This window comes from Ruegeria sp. YTSC199 (assembly GCF_059609725.1).
On the sequence record NZ_JBXWMF010000044.1, the window covers coordinates 1 to 18,011 of the forward strand.

Here is an 18,011-nt window from a genome sequence, read left to right on the forward strand (position 1 = left end):
TCTGATGGTTACGATGAGCCTGAAATCCTCCGCTACGCAATCAACCTAGTCTGTTCCATGGGTGCTGATGGCAGACAAGCTTGAACACGCATGTCAGATTTACGCGCAGCAGGTGCGCATGCGTGCGCCTTTTTCTCACTTTGTTGCATTCAAATATAGTCAGTCATCAAGCCGCATAAAACGAGCTTGCAATGCCCTTCATGCAATTGCGTAGATCGAGAGAATGACCATGACAACCGTAGACCTGGAGCTTTACTTCAACAGGATCGGCTTCACTGGGGACCCTTTGCCAAACATTAAGGTGTTAGAAGCGCTGCAGCTAATGCACCTCCAGAGCATTCCGTTCGAGAATGTAGATCCGTTTCTAGGTATTCCCGTTGATCTGTCCCCCATGGCGCTACAGCGAAAGCTCATTGAGAATAAGAGAGGAGGTTACTGCTTTGAACAAAACTTACTTCTTAAAAACGTTTTAGAACAGATTGGTTTTTCAGTCTCCGGGCTTGCCGCAAGAGTTCTGTGGCAAGTCGAAGCAGACACAGTCACTCCCGCTTCACATATGATGCTGAAAGTGGAAGTAAACGAAGTAGATTACCTCGTAGATGCCGGCTTTGGGGGCCAAGTTCCAACAGTGCCGCTAAAAATTATTCCCAACCTCATTCAAGCTACACCTCATGGACATTATCGTATTGTCGTCGAAAACAATTACTTTGTACTCCAAGCAAAAGTCACTGACTCGTGGCTTCCGGTATATTCATTTGACTACTCCGAACGCTACCAATCTGACTATGAAGTGATTAACTATTACCTATGTAATTCTTACGACTCCCATTTTGTACGCAACTTAATGATTGCGTTGCCTGCAGAAAGTCATCGAAAATCACTTAGAACTAACTTGGTGGTCCCAGGAGGTCGAAGTCCGTTAGAAAACTCGATTGTCGGTGTTTTTAGAAAGTCTGTCGTCAACAAACCTTCGTTTTGCCGCGAACTTGGTAGCGCTTTTGACGTCATTAAGGCGTTGGAAACTGAGTTTGGCTTACCGAACCTAAGTTCAAGGAGGCTTGCCTCCAAATTGGGCGCTTCGTGATTTGCTTGCACTCACTAGGGCGCAAAAAACTCGATCCATTTGGGGCTACGACGGAACGGCAAGCGTGAGCTTGTTGGAACGTGAGAAACTAACCCGTTTAGATCGTTCCATACACGTGCAAGGATTCAAGAATTGGTTAACAGACGCCATGCTATTAAGTTGATTGGAGTTGCCGCTGGAGGTTTGCTAGCGGCTCCTGCGCTATCAAGCCCAAAAAAGATAAAAGTAGGGGCACTTCGTCTGACTACTCACTCAGGAAGCTTTGTGGCTTTGGAACGTGGCCATTTCGCTGACTTGGGTTTAGACGTAGAACTGGTTTTTTTTCAATCTGCGTCCTCAGTTGCCCGTGCCGTTGCTAAGGGTTCTATAGACTTTGCTGTCTCTGCAATAACTGGGGCTATGATGTCGCAAACGGCCGTTGGGAAAATACAATTAATAGGTGGTGTACTTTCGGAGGAACCTGGGATTGAGGGTCAAAAAGTACTAGTGTCGAATGCCACCTACAATTCAGGCGTAAAGTCTTTGGAAGCGCTACACAAGAGAACCTTTGCCGTTACACACATTGGCTCATCCTTTCACTTTGTAGGATCAAGACTGGCTGAACTCAAAAGCCTTCAGCTTAGCTTTCTGCCCCTTCGGGAGCTACGAGTAATCGAAGGAGCAATGAGGGCTGGAAGTATCGAAGCGTGGAGCATGATACCCAGTGTTGCTCAAACACTCATAGCCTCCGGCGTTGCTCGATCCATAGGTAGTGTCGCGGATATTCTGCCAGATTACCAAGTTACCGTCCTTTTTGCCTCTCCCAAGGAAATTGCGAACGACGTTGGCAGAACTAAGGCATTCATAAGAGCGTTTTCTATGGGAATTCAAGATTATACAAATGCATTGATTGAGCATCGAGCGGAGAAGGCGGGAGTCGTTGATATTATTCGACAATACGTCTATCCAGGTCAACCTAAAGAACGTGCTTCAAAGAATATTGAAACGAGCGCAATGCGCTTGAACCTGAATGCAACGCTTAACTTGAAATCAGTCCAGGAACAGCTGAGCTGGTTGCACCGTGAACGGTTGGTTAGCCCGGACCTTTCGATGGATGAGATAATTTCCTGGCCCGTAGTAAACTCTAGTTCTGAACCGGTGCACGCGTTTGACACAACGAAGCGCGAGAGTACCTCATAGTTTCACAATAGGTATGAATTTCCCTCAGATTTGATGCAGGAACTGCCTAAAATTACTTAGTTGAGCTGACCTCTAACGACAGGGAACTCTAAAAGGCTCCTTTACAGATCGCCTATTAAAAAGTGTCACTATCACGCCTGTCTGCGTGTACCTGCTTAATCGAAACTACATCCATCTGAGAGTGATCTCTAACCATGTCATACAATTGAGCGATTGGACGAGCCAATGGCCATGTCTCCGGTTGCCACAACCTACCCCGAAGAGGAGCTTTGCCGCAATGTAAGAAGATTTCCTCAGCAAATATCCGTATCACCGTTTTGGGCATTCGCCCGTTAATAGCAAACTTGCCACATAAACTGGTCGCGTCACTTATTTCGGCGGTGCCATTGACGCGGAGCGACTCCATAACCGATGGGATCATGAAAAGGACGGCAACTTTCGGGTGAGCCAATATATTTAACAAGCCGTCAATTCGTCTGTTTCCTAGGCGATCAGGAATCAGGAGTGTAGTTTCGGATTCGACTTCCACGAAACCAGCAGGATCCCCTTTAGGTGAGACGTCGAGGTTCGTGCCGTCGGAAGTGGCCAAGACAAGGAATGGCGCATGTTCGATAAACTTCAGACAATGGTTATCAAAACGCGAGATCACCTTTGCTTTGGCATGTAGCGATGCTTCACCATATATTTCTCTGAGTTTCTGTGGCGTCATTTTTGCCCCCCCCTTAGACTCTGAAGTAACTGAAAGTATTCTTCCACCTTAGTTTAGGTCGATAAGGCTTCTGACCATCCAATCTTACTATGCACAAACTCAATTAACTTTTTGGACACTGAGGACGTTCAACTGCAGGTGAGCCAGGTATCCTACGCAGATTAGATAAGCACCGGTTACTAGAAACATAACTGCCGTAAAATGAAGTGCCCCTTTGTTCAATTTCGGAGAACTTGTAGTTTGGCCGGGAAACACTATTAGTGCAGCTCCTTTTACTACTGCTGCGAGCGCGACCAACGACACAACAGTTTCCTCCAAAGTCGCCCATTCAAAGTGACAAGCAAGGCCAATACCACCGACGATGAAGTGTGAGGCACCTAACAAGTTAACCAAGATAGGGTCTGCGGTTGTCTGCCCTAAAAGCATTTTAAGGTAGAAATCTTGAGATAAATAGAATCCAGTTCCCGTCAGCAACAAATAAGGCCCAACAACAGATGCTATGAATTCAGTCATTCTTGAGTTCACCGATTGCCTGGCTTCCTAATTTAGGCTTAACACCAGCAACTTGCTGCGCCCGACCTGGTGTATTCCGCAGTAAGTTCCGAGTAAGATCTTTACGAAGCAAGTAGCTTAGGCAAGAAATTGTCATATCTACAATCGTCTCGCGATATCGAAACCGATAGCTCAAATTTCCATCCCAGCTAGCACTGCTGGTCGCGAACACACACTATCGTACCAAAGACTAAGGTTTTCGTAGTCTCGCAATGTAAGATCAATGCTCGGATCCTCAAACCGAGCCACCCAAGGGAACATTGCAATATCAGCTATTGAGTATCTTGGGCCCGCGAAGTAGGCGGTCACAGACAATCTGTTGTCCATTACCGCGTACAAACGTTCAACTTCCTCGCGGTACCTGTCCAATGCATAAGGAACCATTTCGCTAGCGCGGCTAAAGAAATGGTGATACTGCCCAAACATTGGCCCGACGTTCGCAAGTTGAAACATTAGCCATTGCATGACTTGAGATTTTTCTTTCGAGCAAATTGGAAGCAATGGGCTTTCCGTTTTTTCGGCGAGGTACAATAATATAGCGCCAGATTCGAAGACTACGTGCTTACTGCCTCTTGGGCCATTCTTATCAACCAGTACGGGAATCTTTGAGTTTGGACTTAAAGCCACAAACTTTTCGTCGAATTGATTACCTTTAATTATATCAACAACGATAGTTTGGTAATCTAAACCGATTTCTTCAAGCATTATTGAGACCTTACGGCCGTTTGGAGTTCCGTGAGTGAATAATTCAATCATTTTCAGATTCCCAAAACCCCTTGCACTACTTCTTGATACCAAACCGCCATTTTTCCCGACGTGCTATACCCCAAAATTTGACACGTTAGGTTGAACATACTTTGGGCAGCATGGTTTCAACATTCGAACAGATACAAATATAGTCAGTAATTTCTTCCGCAGCCAACTGTGAGAATCTGCGCATATGCTGCTGAAATTTGCGACACTGGATTGGCAGCTAAGGTTTAGTTCGGAACAACCTATGTTGGCTTTTATTTGCAGCCTCAAAATCCGTCTCTTCACTTGTTCGGCCAATTTCAACGTCAATACTTCTGGCCAAGAATTCGGGGTTATCAGTCGAATTTGAACTAGGGGAGAAAATTGGCAGCTTAACTTCAACAAATCGGAAAAGCTATACTATGAAACTGCCCGCATATTTTCAGCCAGTAAAAAAATGAGTGATCTGAGAAAAGCGACCGTACCAAAACGCATCCTGCGCTTAGGCGGGAGCACCCCACTGATCAAATCGAAAAATCTCCACAAATATGCCTCTTCGAGTTCAACTCAATGGATCTCAAGCGAGCATGGGATGAGCATCCGCGCCCCTTTCGAAATCTAGGTCTACCGCAGACATTGCTCCTGCATCCTTGTGGTTTGAAAACCCACCATTTGAAGGGAATACTGTGGTGCGTGAGATGCGCCAGGACTGCTTCAATGTTGGGTCGTGTCAAACGATTTCAGGAGCAAAAATGAAGTTAGTAAGTGAGGCAGCATGCTTACAGAAGCGGCAATAAACAAGTTTACTGGATCAATAGGGAACAAGGTTTTTCTTATCTTAGCCAACATCTCGTACCCGTACTCCCTTAATTTCTTCTTTGTTCACCTGTCAGATTTCAAAGGCGGCTCCTGGGTTGCTGTTCTGGCGGCAATGTGTGCTTTCCTAGCGGCAATATTAGTTCCTGCCTTAGGATTGTTGGTCGTGTGGGCAGCAGGAAAGAATATTGAGCGCAGCCGAGGTGCTCTGTCTCTGCGCAGGCTTGCCTACTTCTCGGTTGCAACCCCTCCCTTGTATACGGCGACCGGGGTAATCTTGTTCACGATTGAAGTCCCTGGTCGTGACATAGTTGTATGGTCAGTTGGATGGCTCATTGTACTAATATTTCTTCTCGGTACGCGATCTGGATCAACTCAGAAAAAAAACGACGAGAAGGGTCTTCCTCCTGAATGGCTAAGGTGGGGACATGGTATCGCCGCAGCGCTTTTACTGATCGGCTTTGTTTTTCTCCACTTGGCGAACCATTCAGTTTCTCTGGTCGGCACTGAAACACACGCAAATCTTCAAAGCTATCTAAGGTTGTGGTATCGATCCAAACTAGTGGAACCTGTCCTAGTTCTACTTACCCTATGGATGGTTTTTTCCGGGATCTGGTTGGCCCGATTTCGGACGATTAGCTTTGTCGACTGGTGGGGCACGATTCAAACAGCGAGCGGCGCTTATCTTGGGGCTTTTTTGTTTAGCCACCTGACCGCAGCGCTAATTATGGCCCGAATGAAATTTGGCATCGACACCAATTGGGTGTGGGCATCTGGGTCACCAGCTGGCCTTTTAGGCGATCCTTGGAACGTCCGGCTTATACCACACTATCTATTAGCTGTGGCTGCTGTGATCACACACGCTGCGTGTGGACTACGTATAGTTCTCCTAAGTCATGGAATTTCGTCCGAGAAAACTAGGTTGGTGACGCTTGTTGTCGTAGCCTGCGGACTTACGCTTTCGGGCATTTTGACTTCCGCACTGTTAGGACTGCGACTTATCTGACGCATTAACAGGTTGCCGTTCGGATTTTTTCCCAAAGGCAACCACCTACCCTATACTGTTACGCTAAAAATAATGCCGTGCAATCATGCCTTTAAGATGCGCGAACCTTTAGGTCTACTTGGTTTCTATTCTTACCTAGACCCAATTCAAGACCATCGTGTAATTTGAAAACATTGCCCAGAAGTGTGAGGCAACTTTGCTCGAATGAGCGGCCTCATCGAATTGCGTGTTTCGCAGATCAACCGGTGCGGCTTCTGCGTCAAAATGCACTCACGTGACGCTCGAAAAGATGGAGAAATTGACAATCGCCTTGATCGTTTAGCGGTCTGGGAGTCAGTTGAGGACTTCTCGCCCGCAGAAAAAGCTGCGCTCGCGTGGGCGGACGCGCTGGCGTGCTTGGAACGCGGCACTCGGTTTGAACCACTTCGCGCTGATTTGCGGGAGCATTACGATGATCACCAGATATCGTTGATAACAACCTGTAACAGCATGATCAATCTGTGGAACCGAATTCAGATGTCGAAGCACTGAAGTGAAACCTGAGTATAGAACTGAACAATTTGAAAAGACCTGCCCACAGCTTGTGGGTGTGGCCTGCCTCCTTTTGGATTCAATCAGCGAGGTAGAAGATGTAGTTCAAAACAACGCGCTAAAATGGCTTGCTATTGAGCCACCATTATCCGACCGACCAATAGCCTGGATGACGACTGTATGCACAAACCGGTGCCTCGATATCCTTAGATCGTCGCATCGACAGCGAATGGTCTATGTGGGGCCATGGCTGCCAGACAGTTTTGTTACAGAGAATGCGATTGACGCAGCCCAAACCCTCGAAATGACCTCTTGTGGAACTCCGCGCGCCATTGAATCGATGGAGCGGATTTTCTGGATCCAATCAATGCGGCCTGTAACGGAAGATTGGTCCAAACGTCAGGCATTGCTGACCCTGGACCTCTAATTATCGCTCTTGCGTCGCTAGGCGAACGCCCAGTGCGCAATAAATGCTCCCGACAACTTTGCCTTGCCATTTAAGAACAGTCGGATTGCGGCGCAAAAAGTTACCAAGTACACCAGCCGCGACAGAATAAACAATGGTGCTAAAAAAACCGATCAAGGCAAACACCACGCCCAAAACAGTGAGCTGAATGACTACATTGCCTTTCTCTGGCGTAACGAACTGAGGCAAGAAGGCCAAGAAGAACAGCGCCGTTTTGGGGTTCAAAACCTCAGCTAGAATGGCTTGTTGAAACGCTTGAGGGGCGGTGATCTTCACACGACCCTGCCCCAGATCGACGAATGTTTTTTCAAAGATCGCCTTCAAGCCGAGGTACACGAGATAACTAGCGCCGATGTACTTAACGATAGTAAATAGTGTCGCTGATGCTGCGATTATTGCCGAAATACCGACGACGGCCATAATCGTATGCAGGAAATCACCGGCAGTAATACCCGCCCCGGTCGCAATGCCGACCTTGGCGCCAGACGTTGTTGCTCGCGCCACGGTCAATAGGGTTGCTGGTCCGGGTATGAAAACAAAACCCAGAACAATCAATGAGTAAGTCATCAAAACAGTGGGGTCGATCATGCTGCGTTCTCCATAAATGATTTTCTTGCCTTAAATAAATGCACCAAAGTAGTTTTTCCTATGGTGCTGGAGGCCGTTCGAGAATGCCACTACAGCATAGGCTACCACTAGCGAAAGTAGTCAGCCCGCTGTGTCTCCAATAGACTTAACTAAGTTTTGCATTGTTTGGATATTGCAAGAAGTTGCATACCCTAGAGATCGTTTTATCCCAGGCAACATAGCAGCACCGTTCATTGCAAAGCCAATCTCAATCAACCCCGCTTCACCAAATGCACTTCTAACAATTTCTCGAGCTTCAGGTTCATCTTGCCGAGTTCCGATCACACAATCTGTTAGTCGCGCAACTGCAGCAATCTCGGCGATCAACTCTGAGTAGTCTGCAACAAGAAGTTTTTGTAAGTTCAAAGTATCGATACCGGCGTTGCTCGCCAACCGGATCTCAGCCTCGACGCAAGTTCCGCAATCGGCGGCAATTGCACCCCGCAAGCGCGCAGCGTGGTAAGCCAAAGGAGGAACATTCCTATTTGGATCGAGAAAACTGAAAATCCTGTTGTATCGCGACAGCAATCCAAAATCCGTTTCGGCGATATGGTGCACATAATCGAATTTAACACCAATTCGGCGTTCAGCACGCCCAATAAAGTAGTGGGCAAACCTCTTTAACATCAGGAGTTTCCTTTTCCTTGGTTTCTGTTGCTTGTGGGCTGTACAGGTTAGCTCGGAGAGTCCCCTTAGTCAGTGCACCGCGAGACAAGCGCCACGGAAAGCTTACGGCTTCCTTCCTCGGTGACTTTCTTAGTCACCCAAACTTGTCCGACAACGATTGGAAGAATGATTGTCGTTCAACCTAGCTGACATTTATTCAGCTAGAAGCCAGCTCAACGTAGGGCCTACACCGCGACTTGTTCGAGCGACTTATAGGAACAACAGCTTCCCACCAACGGGCCACGTGCTTCCTTGTTTTATGACTTTCGAACTTCTTTACATGGCAACCTCGATTACCTTCATAACCCCCGGGTTCAATTCGTAGAGTTACGTAGACCGCTGGAAGCAGTGTTTACAGTGATCGAAAAGCGCAGGAGGTGCGCGTGTTTGCTGCAAAATCGGTCAAAATTTGGAACTTGGACTTAGTCGCTACTGGAATAGAAACTAGCCGGCTGACCCAAGCGGTCGCGATTTAGCGACTTAAAATCTACCAACTCTTCAATACTCCGTTCTGTTGATCCACAGGTACCGATCAAAGCAATACTAAGCAGCAGTGGTGTCGGCAGTTTTTCAATCGGTTAACCGCCCCATCTTACTTTGGTTGCACCGCCGCAAATACGCGCACCTCCAGCGCATTTTACAGTCTTTTTAAGCATGGTGCGCGTTCGAATATTAGGAGGAAATCTACGAGGCAACTTTGCTATGAAAATTGATCATGTAATCCAATCGGAACCGACTTTGCTCCGGCGAGCAACTATTGAGGCTCGGGATATCGTTTCTTTGGCAATTCCAGTTATCATAGGAATGGTTTCCGGTGTACTAATGGTGATGATCGACACGGCGATGATTGCGCCGCTGGGCGCAGATATGGTTGCAGCTGCTGCCTTGGCTACAAGCGCCTTTATTTTCGTTAATTCCGCCTTGATTGGTTTCACTTCGGTGATCGGTGTACAAGTCGCCCAAGCTGCGGGCGGCGAGGATAACGATGCGGCACGGATCGCAATATTGGCTGGCACAATTGTCACAACTGGAATTGCGCTGACCTTGGCGCTGGCGATGCTTTTTGCAAAGCTAGTCTTCGCAAAAGTTTCGCCATCATTAGTAGTATTGGAGCTTCTTTGGCCGTACTGGACAATCCTTGCAGCAGCGATGGTTCCACATGCACTGTTGATGCTTTTGCGTGGGATTTACAACGCTGTCGCCCTTTCTTGGTATGCGGTCGGCTTCACGCTTTTGGGAGTGTTGATTAATGTCCCGCTAAACGAGATTTTTATTTTTGGGGCATTCGGATTCGAAGGAGCTGGGCTTGTTGGGGCGGGAATAGCGAGTGCAATTGCAAAGTGCTTGACGCTTTTGGCGCTTCTCGCCCATTTTCAACTTTCAAACTCATTAAAAAACTATCGTGGGTGTTTCAAGTTTTCGCGCAATGACGTCAAAAGACTGCTGCTTCAAGGAACCCCTGTTGCCTTGGGTAGCGTCGGCGAGGGTGGCGCATACTCTGCAACAGGAATTCTGATCGCTACGCTTGGCGCCACCGCTCTGGCTGCCCACCAAGTAGTACACTCCGTTGGCGTAGTATTCTACATGGTTCCAATTGGCCTTATGATCGCGGTTTCGATCAGAACCGGCTACTCTGTAGGCTCAAAGCAAGTTGAGCGCTTGTTTCCGCTCTGGGTTGCTGGGCTTTCAATTGTATTCTTTTGGTCAGCTTTGACATTGTTGTTCGTCCGTAACTTCAGCGAACAGATAGGGATGTCACTTAGTCCAGACGAGAGTGTTTTACATTTGGTTGGCCCCATGTTTCTGGCCATGGTGTTCATCCAATTTGCCGACGGACTCCAGTCGATTTCGCTCGGCGCGTTGCGAGGACTGTCGGACAATTTGATCCCCAATCTTATTACAGTTTCGATCTACTGGGGTGGAGCCTTGCCAATAGCTTATGTGTGCGGAGTAACTCTAGGTTTTGGCGCGTTCGGTGTGCTCGTTGGGTATGGAGTAGGAGTCATAATCACAACCTTGGTACTGCAATTTAGGCTAGTTCTAATTGCCCGCAGAATCCGTGCCGAATTTGATCAGGGAGTGTTTTGACACCAGTATTTAATCTTTGGAAGTGAAGATCACGCCTAACTATTCCTCGAATACCAACACTGGTTCCGACAATTAGCTCTGCCGCTTTTCTAGACTGCTAAGGCGCAGAAAACTAGCAGCAAGAATTGGGTCGGGACAACAACAGGCGTAAGTTCATTCAAGGCATAGACAAAGCTTGAAGAACGATGCGCATCCAATGGATAAACTGGACAGAAAGTCAGGGCACTCCTCAGGCCAAATTTTAACTCCTGACTGCTGAACTGACCTAATTTACCTCCTGGCGCCCTTGAGCGGCGCTGGAGTTGCAAGTGCAAATGCACAAAGCAGGCGAACCTCAAACTCAGACCTGAGAAGTTTTGAGTTGATCTGGTTGCTCCTTCCAGATCACCGCAGACCGCAACACTTGGGCATACGATGCAGCTTGAACTCATCAAACGTTTAGGGCAGCGTCGCTTTCAATCAAGAGGCGATACGGAGGCAATACATGTATCTAAAAAGGAGTTTTAGAGTAAGTGCCTCCCAGGGTGAGGCCTACTCCATTTCAGACGCTAATTTTGCCACTTCTATTCAGCCCAAAGTGCTATTAGGTGCGCCCGGAGGAGGTAAGACCAAAGCTTGCGAAGAGATTGTACGGACCCTAAATGGCAAAGGCGTTCATGCCGAAGAAGTTGTTTCCGGAATCTGTTCTGAAGGTCCGGACTTTGAAGGACAGACCTTAGTAATCGACGGCTTGGATGAGGTCGTCTCGGAAGACACTCCAAAGGCTTTCTTGACTATCCTTCGTACCGTCAAATCTCTCGGGTATTCAGACTGGGTGTTAAGCTGTCGTGCCTATGAATGGCGCTCCGCAACATTTGAGAGCCAAATTCGGAGGGCTTTTGGCTCACCGCCAATAATAGCTCATATCGTCGACCTGACTGAATCAGAGGTTGTCGAGATGCTCCCTGCTTTCGGTTACCCCGGCGACCCGAGACAGTTCGTTCTGCAAGCAAAGGAAAATGAAGCAACTGAACTTTTGGGCAACCCTCAAACACTAAAGATGCTAAGCCAAGCAGTACAAAGTCGTGGCTGGCCGAACACGAAATCAGACCTGTATCGATCTGCCAGCGAATTGATGGCGGCGGAGAGCAATGAGGTACACCAAGAAACTGACGCATCTCGGCCTTCGACCGAAACCACCCTATCTGCAGCTGGTTGGATCTGCGCTCAGCTTCTTATGTCAGGCACAAGAGGCATTACCCTAGTTGGCGAAGGTACGGAACACGCGCCCCGAGCAGTAGAGTTTTGCAGCGAGATGTTCACTAGTGAATTGGTTGCAAACGCCTGCAAAACCAAATTGTTCCGTGTTCTTGACGGAGCCGCCGTCGAGCCGGTTCACAGAACTGTAGCGGAATTCCTCGCAGGCCGATGGCTGGCCCAGGAGTTTAGCGCGAAGCCGCGCAATATTTCCCCTCTTCGTGTTTTGAATTGCCTCACCTCGGGAACGGATGTTGTCCCCCCCGCCATGCGAGGCCTACACGCATGGCTTACTTCTTTCGAGCCGTCTCTTAGGCGTGAAAACACCACGAAGGATCCGTACGGCTGCTTGCGCTATGGGGACCTATCAGAATTCTCAGATGACGAAATAAGGCACTTAGTTAGTGAGTTGCAAAAACTTGCAGTAACCGACCCACATTTCCGGAGCCAGGATTGGCATACCCAGTTTGGTCGAAGTATCGCTCGATTATCTCTCAAGGACGATTTTGTCGGACTCATAGCAAATCGCGATACACCGTACCAACTTTCTTGCACCTTGATGGATGCGATGGCGGGAACGCCTCTCGCAAATGAACTATCAAGAGAATTGGTTGAAATCCTACAGGACGATAGCGCCACTCTTGTCGAAAGACATTCTGCTCAGAATGCTTTGTCGGGAAGCAAACGTTTTGTCGACTGGCGATCTATCGCTGCTGAATTGTTAGCAAACAACTCAACTGAAAGCTTGCGAATTTCTCTCGAAGTTGTTTCGGAGAACGTTGAGTTATTCTCCGGCGCCGAGGTTGCAGAGCATATCAAAGCTTTCGAGCGTGCCACCGCGACCAACGATGGCCCAACAATCGCTGGTGTAGGCTATCGACTCCCGCGTAGCACAACGGACCAGCAAGTACTTGATGTCGCCAAGTCCATTGCCGCCGCTATGCCTGACAGCGAAGCGGAAGCCGCCGGTGGAAAAATCCATAAAGGTCTCGAGGATTGGCTGTTAGACTTCCTCCCTCGGGTTTTGGCGTTTGGAGAAGAAATTGGGGCGAAGGAAATTTGGGCTCTGATTTCGAAGCTGAGCGGCCACTCATACAGAAAATCGGATTGGGACAAGAGTTCTCAAATCTGGTTTAGCGAACATGACAACATAAGGCGAGAAATTCAGGCAATTGCCTTTGATGCGCAAGACATCGAACACCATGGTTGGATGGCCCTTCATAATCTTTCGGATGTTTCCCCTGGGCTGCATCTTCGCGAGTCCGACGTAATCCATCATCTAAAACGATTGGTTGAAAGTAACAGTCGCTATGACGATTGGATGGAGCGTTGGCGTAACCTAGTTCAATGGGCTCGAATGCACCGGGACTTCGATGGAAGAGCAATAGAGTTCGCGAAGCAGCAAGCTTCGGTAAAACCTGAGCTCGAGCCTATTCTCTCCCAAGTTCTGACGCCGCCAACACACGGCCAGGGGGACAGATGGGCGCGTCGACGCGAAATGGAAGAAAAGAAGCAGCAAAAATACAAGCTAGAACGACACCAGAATTTTTCTCAAGCCCGAGATAGAATTGCAACTGGCGAAGATCTAGCGGCGATACAATATATCGCGCGCTCTTTGCTTGGGCGATTTGCCGGTTTGAGCGACGTAACCTCTCCCATGGACAGGCTTGCCGAAAGTGCAGGTGCAGAGAATTTGGATTCTGCAATGAAGGGAGTGGAAGCTGCAGGAAAGAGACAAGATGTCCCCAGTGTTCGAGACTGCGCAAACTTGAGATACAAGGAAAACAAAACCTCCTTTTTCGAAACTATCTGCTTAGCGTATTGTGTTTTGATCGACAGCACGGGGCAAGCTTTGAACGAGGTTCCACAAAAAGCGCTCCTGTGTGCCCTATTTGAGTGTTGGGCGGGGCTTGGGGTTTCTGAAGGAAAAGAAAGCTCTCTCGAAACCAAGATCGAAAGCCTTCTTTTTGTGAATACCAGCACAAAAACCTCGTTTGTCAGGGATATTGTCGAGCCTCAACTCGCAACTGGAAAGGACAATGTTTCAGGCCTTTATCGAATTACGACTGACGACCATTTCAAGCCCATGATGTCACAGCTCTCACTTGAGTGGCTAGAAAAGTATCCTGGTGCCTCAGCAAACGCGGTGTGGAGTTTACTTCAATTTGCGTTGCGATACTCCGAACGAAAGAAGTTAATTCAGCTTATTTCGGATCAAATTTGTGCTGATGCGTGGAGCAGCGAAGATCACAAGAGAGCATGGCTTTCAGCGGCCTTTGTCGCAGACTTTGAAACCTTTTGCGAACATGTAACAAACTTCGCCAACGAATGCCGGGAACGGCTTTGGGACCTTCGCAAAATGGCCTCTAGCCGCCGCGATGAAGAAGTGCAAAAATTTGAATTGAGTGTTGATCAGCTCTCATTTCTTGTCCGACAGTTTGGCGCTCTTTGGCCAGTGGCTTCACACCCTAACGATGGGTGGACCGGTGATCGGAATCCATGGGACGCAACCAATTTTTTGCGCCACACGCTCAACCAGATTTCGAATAAACAAAGCCAAGAAGCAATTAACCAGCTGGAAGAGCTTATCCTGTCCGGTGTTGTTGGGACGCACCTAGAATACGCACAGAACGCACTGGCAAACGCCAAAAGAGCTTACGCCGAAGCAAAGCACTCGGCCAGTTCCCTCGATGACGTTCGCAACATTCTTTTGTCAGGAAAGCCGGCAAATGTAAGAGACCTTCAAAAGCTCTTCTTGGAGGAGTTTTCACTATACCAAGCTCGCGTTCGAACTGGGCAAACCGACAGCTACTTGACATTTTGGGAAGGTGAAAAACCCCATATAGAGAACTACTGTCGAGACCGACTGCTCGATGGCTTGGAGGAGCGCATGGGCGCCTATGGCGTCCGAGTTCACAAAGAGGGGGCAATGGCAAATGAAACCCGTGTGGACTTGCTATTGACCTATGACGACTTCGATTTGCCTGTCGAAATAAAGCGCCAGTGGCATCCAGATCTCTGGACTGCCGCATGCAACCAGTTAGAAACATACTCCCAGAATTACCGTACCGATGGAACCGGTGTATATCTCGTGATCTGGCATGGGCACGTGAAGGGAAAGTCAATTCCAAAGCCCCCCAATTCCGACGTTCCACAAAGCGCAAGAGAGCTACTTGAGGCCATTCCCAAGAACCTTCCCCGCAAACTGTCTTCTGCGACCGTGCCGGTGGTTTTGGATGTGTCAAAGGTCAAAAAGAAAAGTATCAGATGATTACGCCTAATTGGCAAAAAGAGAGCCGAACAGTGTGAAACACGATCGCGACTATACCGTATACTTTGGATCAAGCGTACAAGCTATAGACCGACTCCCGCCGGGTTCAATTCTGATAGCGCCAACAAGCGATGATTGGAACGACTTTGGCTTCAAGTGCCATGCCATTGCCGCAGTAAAACCTTTTGATCGGTCACAGTTGTTTGAAACCAGAATTTTTTCGTCCTTTATCCACGGCGATGAGCTGAAGCTGTCTGCTACCGGGATTCTGCCTGAGCTGGAAAGTATCGGCCCCGATCCGGAGAACGCTTCTGACCTTCAGTTTTCATCGTTCTTCTCAATGCTGCCTGACATGTCTGCGTACAGGGAGGTTATCCAGTTTTTTGGGCCGGATGAATCGCAGCGTATCTTGTTGGCAATCAGAGATGTCGTGGCGCTCACCGAAAATGGAAAAGACAACAAGTGGCTAGAACAGGTATCGAAAACTGATGTGTTTACCCAGGCGTTTATGAGAAACAGCAGCTCATTTTACGCCTACAAGAATGCAGGTAGCGTCTTAAAGGGTTTGGATTTCGAAGAGCTGGTCCGGCCTTCAAATTCTATAAACGTTAAATTTCAGATGGACGGATTACGCAATCCACATTCCTTGACATTCGGCTTCGATCATGACGCAGAAATCCCAAGGCGAACAGCAGTTGTCATCGGCAAGAACGGCGTTGGCAAAAGTCAAGCTTTAGGGAGGATTGCGAGAGCTGCCCTAGAGGGAAGTGAAGCACTCACTGACGCAGAAGGTGGCGGCCGCGTTCTAGCTAATCGCATCCTGGCATTTGCGCCAACAAACGAAATGGACGCAGCTTTCCCACGTAACAACTGGAAGCGCCCCAAGATTTGGTACAGAGCATTTTCGCTTAATCGGTCAAAAAGAAGCACCAGAGGCTTTGCGACATCCGACTTGATTGTGCAGCTGGCACGTTCTGAAGAGTACGTTGGTAGATCCCCTCGTTGGAAAATTTTCCGAGACGCCGTTAAGGCTGTCCGAGATTCAGAACAGCTTTCTCTGAGGCAAGTGGGGGAAACGCAACGTGCCGTATCACTAGATCAGTTGACCCGCGGTGGTGAACAAAAGCAACTTGATCGTTTTTCCTCAATTGATGTCAGTAAGGAAGTAGTCAGGTTGGTTGGCAATCGTGTCTTTCCACTCAGCAGCGGCGAAGTCACCTTCATTCGTTTCGCCGCCCAAGCGAGTTTGTACATCGACAACGGGTCGTTGCTTCTTATTGACGAACCAGAAACCCACTTACATCCAAATTTCATCGGCAACTTTATGTCATTGCTGGATGGTATGTTGGCGAGCACTGGCTCCGCCGCAGTGATCGCAACTCACTCTGCATTTGTCGTGAGGGAGGTTTTCGATGAACAAGTTTCGATTTTGAGGCTGGATCAAGACGGAGATGTCATTGCGCAGAAACCAAATTTGCGCACTCTAGGCTCCGATGTAGGTGCGATTTCCTATTTCGTATTTGGCGAAGATGAGCCTTCGCACCTCACTGACGACATAAAACAGCGGTTGCTTGGAAGATATAGCAGATGGGCCGACCTGTACGAAGTTTACAAGGGGAGACTGTCGTTGGAATTGCTAAGTGAACTTAGATCGGAGATGGGTGAAAATGAATAAGCTCGATCGCCCGATTTTCGATGACTTTGCTGCCCTGCAAAACATAGGAAACAACGAAAGGTTGGATAGTTTTCCTCACCTTAGGGGGGCGTCTCCAACCATCCGTACGGGTTACCAACGTTATCTAGACGCAGAAGGAAATTCTCGAGCCATCGTTCAAGTTACCTTGCCCGAAATTGTCAAAGGTTATCTAAAAGGCCATTATAAGAGCCCACCTCTTGCGCTAAGTATTATAAAGCAAACACGCAAGCAAACAGAGGCTGACCTCTGCCCCATGTGCGGATCGTTCCACACAGGGACCCTGGATCATTTTTTGCCAAAAGAGGATTACCCAGAATACGCTGTCTTTACAGCAAATCTGGTACCGGCGTGTAAATGCAACACGAAACGAGGCAGGGCATTATTTGGTGATGAAGAAGGTGAGCGTTTCCTACATCCCTATTTTGACAAATGCCTTTCTAGACGTTTGCTCCAAGCCGTAATCGAAGAACCTAGTTCAACACCGATCATCAGTACGCGCCTTCTGTTGAATGTACATGATCCGGAATATGCTGCAGCCAGTTTCCACCATAAATTCATAGCAGACAAAACCTCTCTTCACCGGCACCTTCGGAACCGTTGGGTAAAGTTTTGCCGTAAGCCCAGCACAGTAATTCGAGAGCTGAGACAAAACCCGGTGTCCCGGGTTTCTCTTGCCCGAATCTTGATCGACGACATTCACGACCTCGACGAAGAGCTAGGAGGGAAAAACAACTGGAACTCAGTTTTTGGAGTGGGTTTGCTCAATCGACCAGTTTTTGACTGGATATGGGCTCGCTTGAACGAGCCAGGACGAGGAGACAATGATCCGTTGGGCTAAGTAAAGGGTGCTTGCTGTTTCTGCCTGCGGCAGGACTGACTGCCTAGAGAACCAAATTGAACCAGCAGAAAAACCAAATTTATTCGGTGAATGAAGACGTCATGGTGGCCCGAAAAAGAAAGCCCATGGCCCAGAAAAAGGCGTAGTGGGTTAAGTTGCGTTGAGCGCAAGCGCACTCATGTGTGGGGGTTGGCGCCAGAATGGCAACAAGCACCACCTACAAGCCATTGAATAAAAGAAATAAAAAATTGCGTGGCGGTGGAGACGAAGGGATTCGATCCTTCGAGACGGTTTCCTACCTACTCCCTGAGCAGGGAACCGGCTGCAAAACCGAATGAATAATTGCGAGTACTAGGGCCGAATGGGTGGATATTTAGGTGGGTAAAACTAGCATTCGATCCGGATAGTTCATAAAAATATAATATATAATGTGATTAAATGGTGCCCGGGGGCTGTGTTCTATTCCCGTTACAGGCACCTTTGTCAGGTCTCCCGTCAGCAAAGTAAGGGGTAT

The 18,011-nt window shown here is 48.2% G+C and carries 14 protein-coding genes; 9 read left to right on the forward strand and 5 right to left on the reverse strand.

What is annotated here, in order from left to right; genetic code table 11:
- The first annotated feature begins 229 nt into the window (after positions 1-229).
- Positions 230-1,084 carry an arylamine N-acetyltransferase family protein gene (locus AC2FEE_RS24520; protein ID WP_496868046.1) on the forward strand — a complete coding sequence of 285 codons (855 nt, stop codon included), beginning with the start codon at positions 230-232 and terminating at the stop codon, positions 1,082-1,084.
- Positions 1,085-1,216: 132 nt separating this feature from the next.
- The gene (locus AC2FEE_RS24525) at positions 1,217-2,263 is read left to right on the forward strand and encodes an ABC transporter substrate-binding protein (RefSeq protein WP_496868047.1); all 1,047 of its coding nucleotides are present in this window, start codon (positions 1,217-1,219) and stop codon (positions 2,261-2,263) included.
- 115 nt (positions 2,264-2,378) lie between these two features.
- Here AC2FEE_RS24525 and AC2FEE_RS24530 read toward each other — a convergent pair whose 3' ends face one another.
- The 3 genes from AC2FEE_RS24530 to AC2FEE_RS24540 all read right to left on the reverse strand — a co-directional run bounded on the left by AC2FEE_RS24530 (position 2,379) and on the right by AC2FEE_RS24540 (position 4,280).
- Positions 2,379-2,972 (reverse strand): MSMEG_1061 family FMN-dependent PPOX-type flavoprotein, encoded by a 594-nt coding sequence (locus AC2FEE_RS24530; RefSeq protein WP_496868048.1) that lies wholly within the window; start codon positions 2,970-2,972, stop codon positions 2,379-2,381.
- A 99-nt stretch (positions 2,973-3,071) separates the two neighbouring features.
- A complete protein-coding gene (locus AC2FEE_RS24535) occupies positions 3,072-3,485 on the reverse strand; it encodes a hypothetical protein (protein ID WP_496868049.1) in 414 nt (137 codons plus the stop codon).
- 171 nt (positions 3,486-3,656) lie between these two features.
- Positions 3,657-4,280 (reverse strand): glutathione S-transferase family protein, encoded by a 624-nt coding sequence (locus tag AC2FEE_RS24540; RefSeq protein ID WP_496868050.1) that lies wholly within the window; start codon positions 4,278-4,280, stop codon positions 3,657-3,659.
- Positions 4,281-5,031: 751 nt separating this feature from the next.
- Here AC2FEE_RS24540 and AC2FEE_RS24545 point away from each other — a divergent pair.
- The 3 genes from AC2FEE_RS24545 to AC2FEE_RS24555 all read left to right on the forward strand — a co-directional run bounded on the left by AC2FEE_RS24545 (position 5,032) and on the right by AC2FEE_RS24555 (position 7,036).
- A complete protein-coding gene (locus AC2FEE_RS24545; RefSeq protein ID WP_496868051.1) occupies positions 5,032-6,078 on the forward strand; it encodes a hypothetical protein in 1,047 nt (348 codons plus the stop codon).
- A 204-nt stretch (positions 6,079-6,282) separates the two neighbouring features.
- A complete protein-coding gene (locus tag AC2FEE_RS24550; protein ID WP_496868052.1) occupies positions 6,283-6,609 on the forward strand; it encodes a carboxymuconolactone decarboxylase family protein in 327 nt (108 codons plus the stop codon).
- A gap of 1 nt (position 6,610) precedes the next feature.
- Entirely contained in the window at positions 6,611-7,036 is a 426-nt protein-coding gene (locus tag AC2FEE_RS24555; RefSeq protein ID WP_496868053.1) for a sigma factor, read from the forward strand.
- Here AC2FEE_RS24555 and AC2FEE_RS24560 read toward each other — a convergent pair whose 3' ends face one another.
- Positions 7,037-7,663 (reverse strand): LysE family translocator, encoded by a 627-nt coding sequence (locus tag AC2FEE_RS24560; protein ID WP_496868054.1) that lies wholly within the window; start codon positions 7,661-7,663, stop codon positions 7,037-7,039. It abuts the gene before it with no gap.
- 120 nt (positions 7,664-7,783) lie between these two features.
- On the reverse strand, positions 7,784-8,329 hold the full coding sequence (locus AC2FEE_RS24565; RefSeq protein ID WP_496868055.1) for a hypothetical protein: 546 nt from the start codon (positions 8,327-8,329) through the stop codon (positions 7,784-7,786).
- 636 nt (positions 8,330-8,965) lie between these two features.
- Between AC2FEE_RS24565 and AC2FEE_RS24570 the strand changes: the two genes are divergently transcribed.
- The 4 genes from AC2FEE_RS24570 to AC2FEE_RS24585 all read left to right on the forward strand — a co-directional run bounded on the left by AC2FEE_RS24570 (position 8,966) and on the right by AC2FEE_RS24585 (position 17,497).
- Entirely contained in the window at positions 8,966-10,456 is a 1,491-nt protein-coding gene (locus tag AC2FEE_RS24570) for an MATE family efflux transporter (protein WP_496868056.1), read from the forward strand.
- Between the two features lie 484 nt (positions 10,457-10,940).
- Positions 10,941-14,963 (forward strand): NACHT domain-containing antiphage protein EruA, encoded by a 4,023-nt coding sequence (gene eruA / locus AC2FEE_RS24575; RefSeq protein ID WP_496868057.1) that lies wholly within the window; start codon positions 10,941-10,943, stop codon positions 14,961-14,963.
- 34 nt (positions 14,964-14,997) lie between these two features.
- Positions 14,998-16,638 carry an AAA family ATPase gene (locus tag AC2FEE_RS24580; RefSeq protein ID WP_496868058.1) on the forward strand — a complete coding sequence of 547 codons (1,641 nt, stop codon included), beginning with the start codon at positions 14,998-15,000 and terminating at the stop codon, positions 16,636-16,638.
- Positions 16,631-17,497 (forward strand): hypothetical protein, encoded by an 867-nt coding sequence (locus tag AC2FEE_RS24585; RefSeq protein ID WP_496868059.1) that lies wholly within the window; start codon positions 16,631-16,633, stop codon positions 17,495-17,497. Before AC2FEE_RS24580 ends, AC2FEE_RS24585 begins: the two co-directional genes overlap by 8 nt.
- Positions 17,498-18,011: the final 514 nt, after the last annotated feature.

Bases quoted from the DNA above. Each gene is read 5' to 3' on its own strand.
- AC2FEE_RS24520 (WP_496868046.1), top strand. From the start codon at position 230: ATGACAACCGTAGACCTGGAGCTTTACTTCAACAGGATCGGCTTCACT.
- AC2FEE_RS24540 (WP_496868050.1), bottom strand. From the start codon at position 4,280: ATGATTGAATTATTCACTCACGGAACTCCAAACGGCCGTAAGGTCTCA.
- AC2FEE_RS24545 (WP_496868051.1), top strand. From the start codon at position 5,032: ATGCTTACAGAAGCGGCAATAAACAAGTTTACTGGATCAATAGGGAAC.
- eruA (WP_496868057.1), top strand. From the start codon at position 10,941: ATGTATCTAAAAAGGAGTTTTAGAGTAAGTGCCTCCCAGGGTGAGGCC.
- AC2FEE_RS24565 (WP_496868055.1), bottom strand. From the start codon at position 8,329: ATGTTAAAGAGGTTTGCCCACTACTTTATTGGGCGTGCTGAACGCCGA.
- AC2FEE_RS24550 (WP_496868052.1), top strand. From the start codon at position 6,283: ATGAGCGGCCTCATCGAATTGCGTGTTTCGCAGATCAACCGGTGCGGC.
- AC2FEE_RS24530 (WP_496868048.1), bottom strand. From the start codon at position 2,972: ATGACGCCACAGAAACTCAGAGAAATATATGGTGAAGCATCGCTACAT.
- AC2FEE_RS24560 (WP_496868054.1), bottom strand. From the start codon at position 7,663: ATGATCGACCCCACTGTTTTGATGACTTACTCATTGATTGTTCTGGGT.
- AC2FEE_RS24585 (WP_496868059.1), top strand. From the start codon at position 16,631: ATGAATAAGCTCGATCGCCCGATTTTCGATGACTTTGCTGCCCTGCAA.
- AC2FEE_RS24535 (WP_496868049.1), bottom strand. From the start codon at position 3,485: ATGACTGAATTCATAGCATCTGTTGTTGGGCCTTATTTGTTGCTGACG.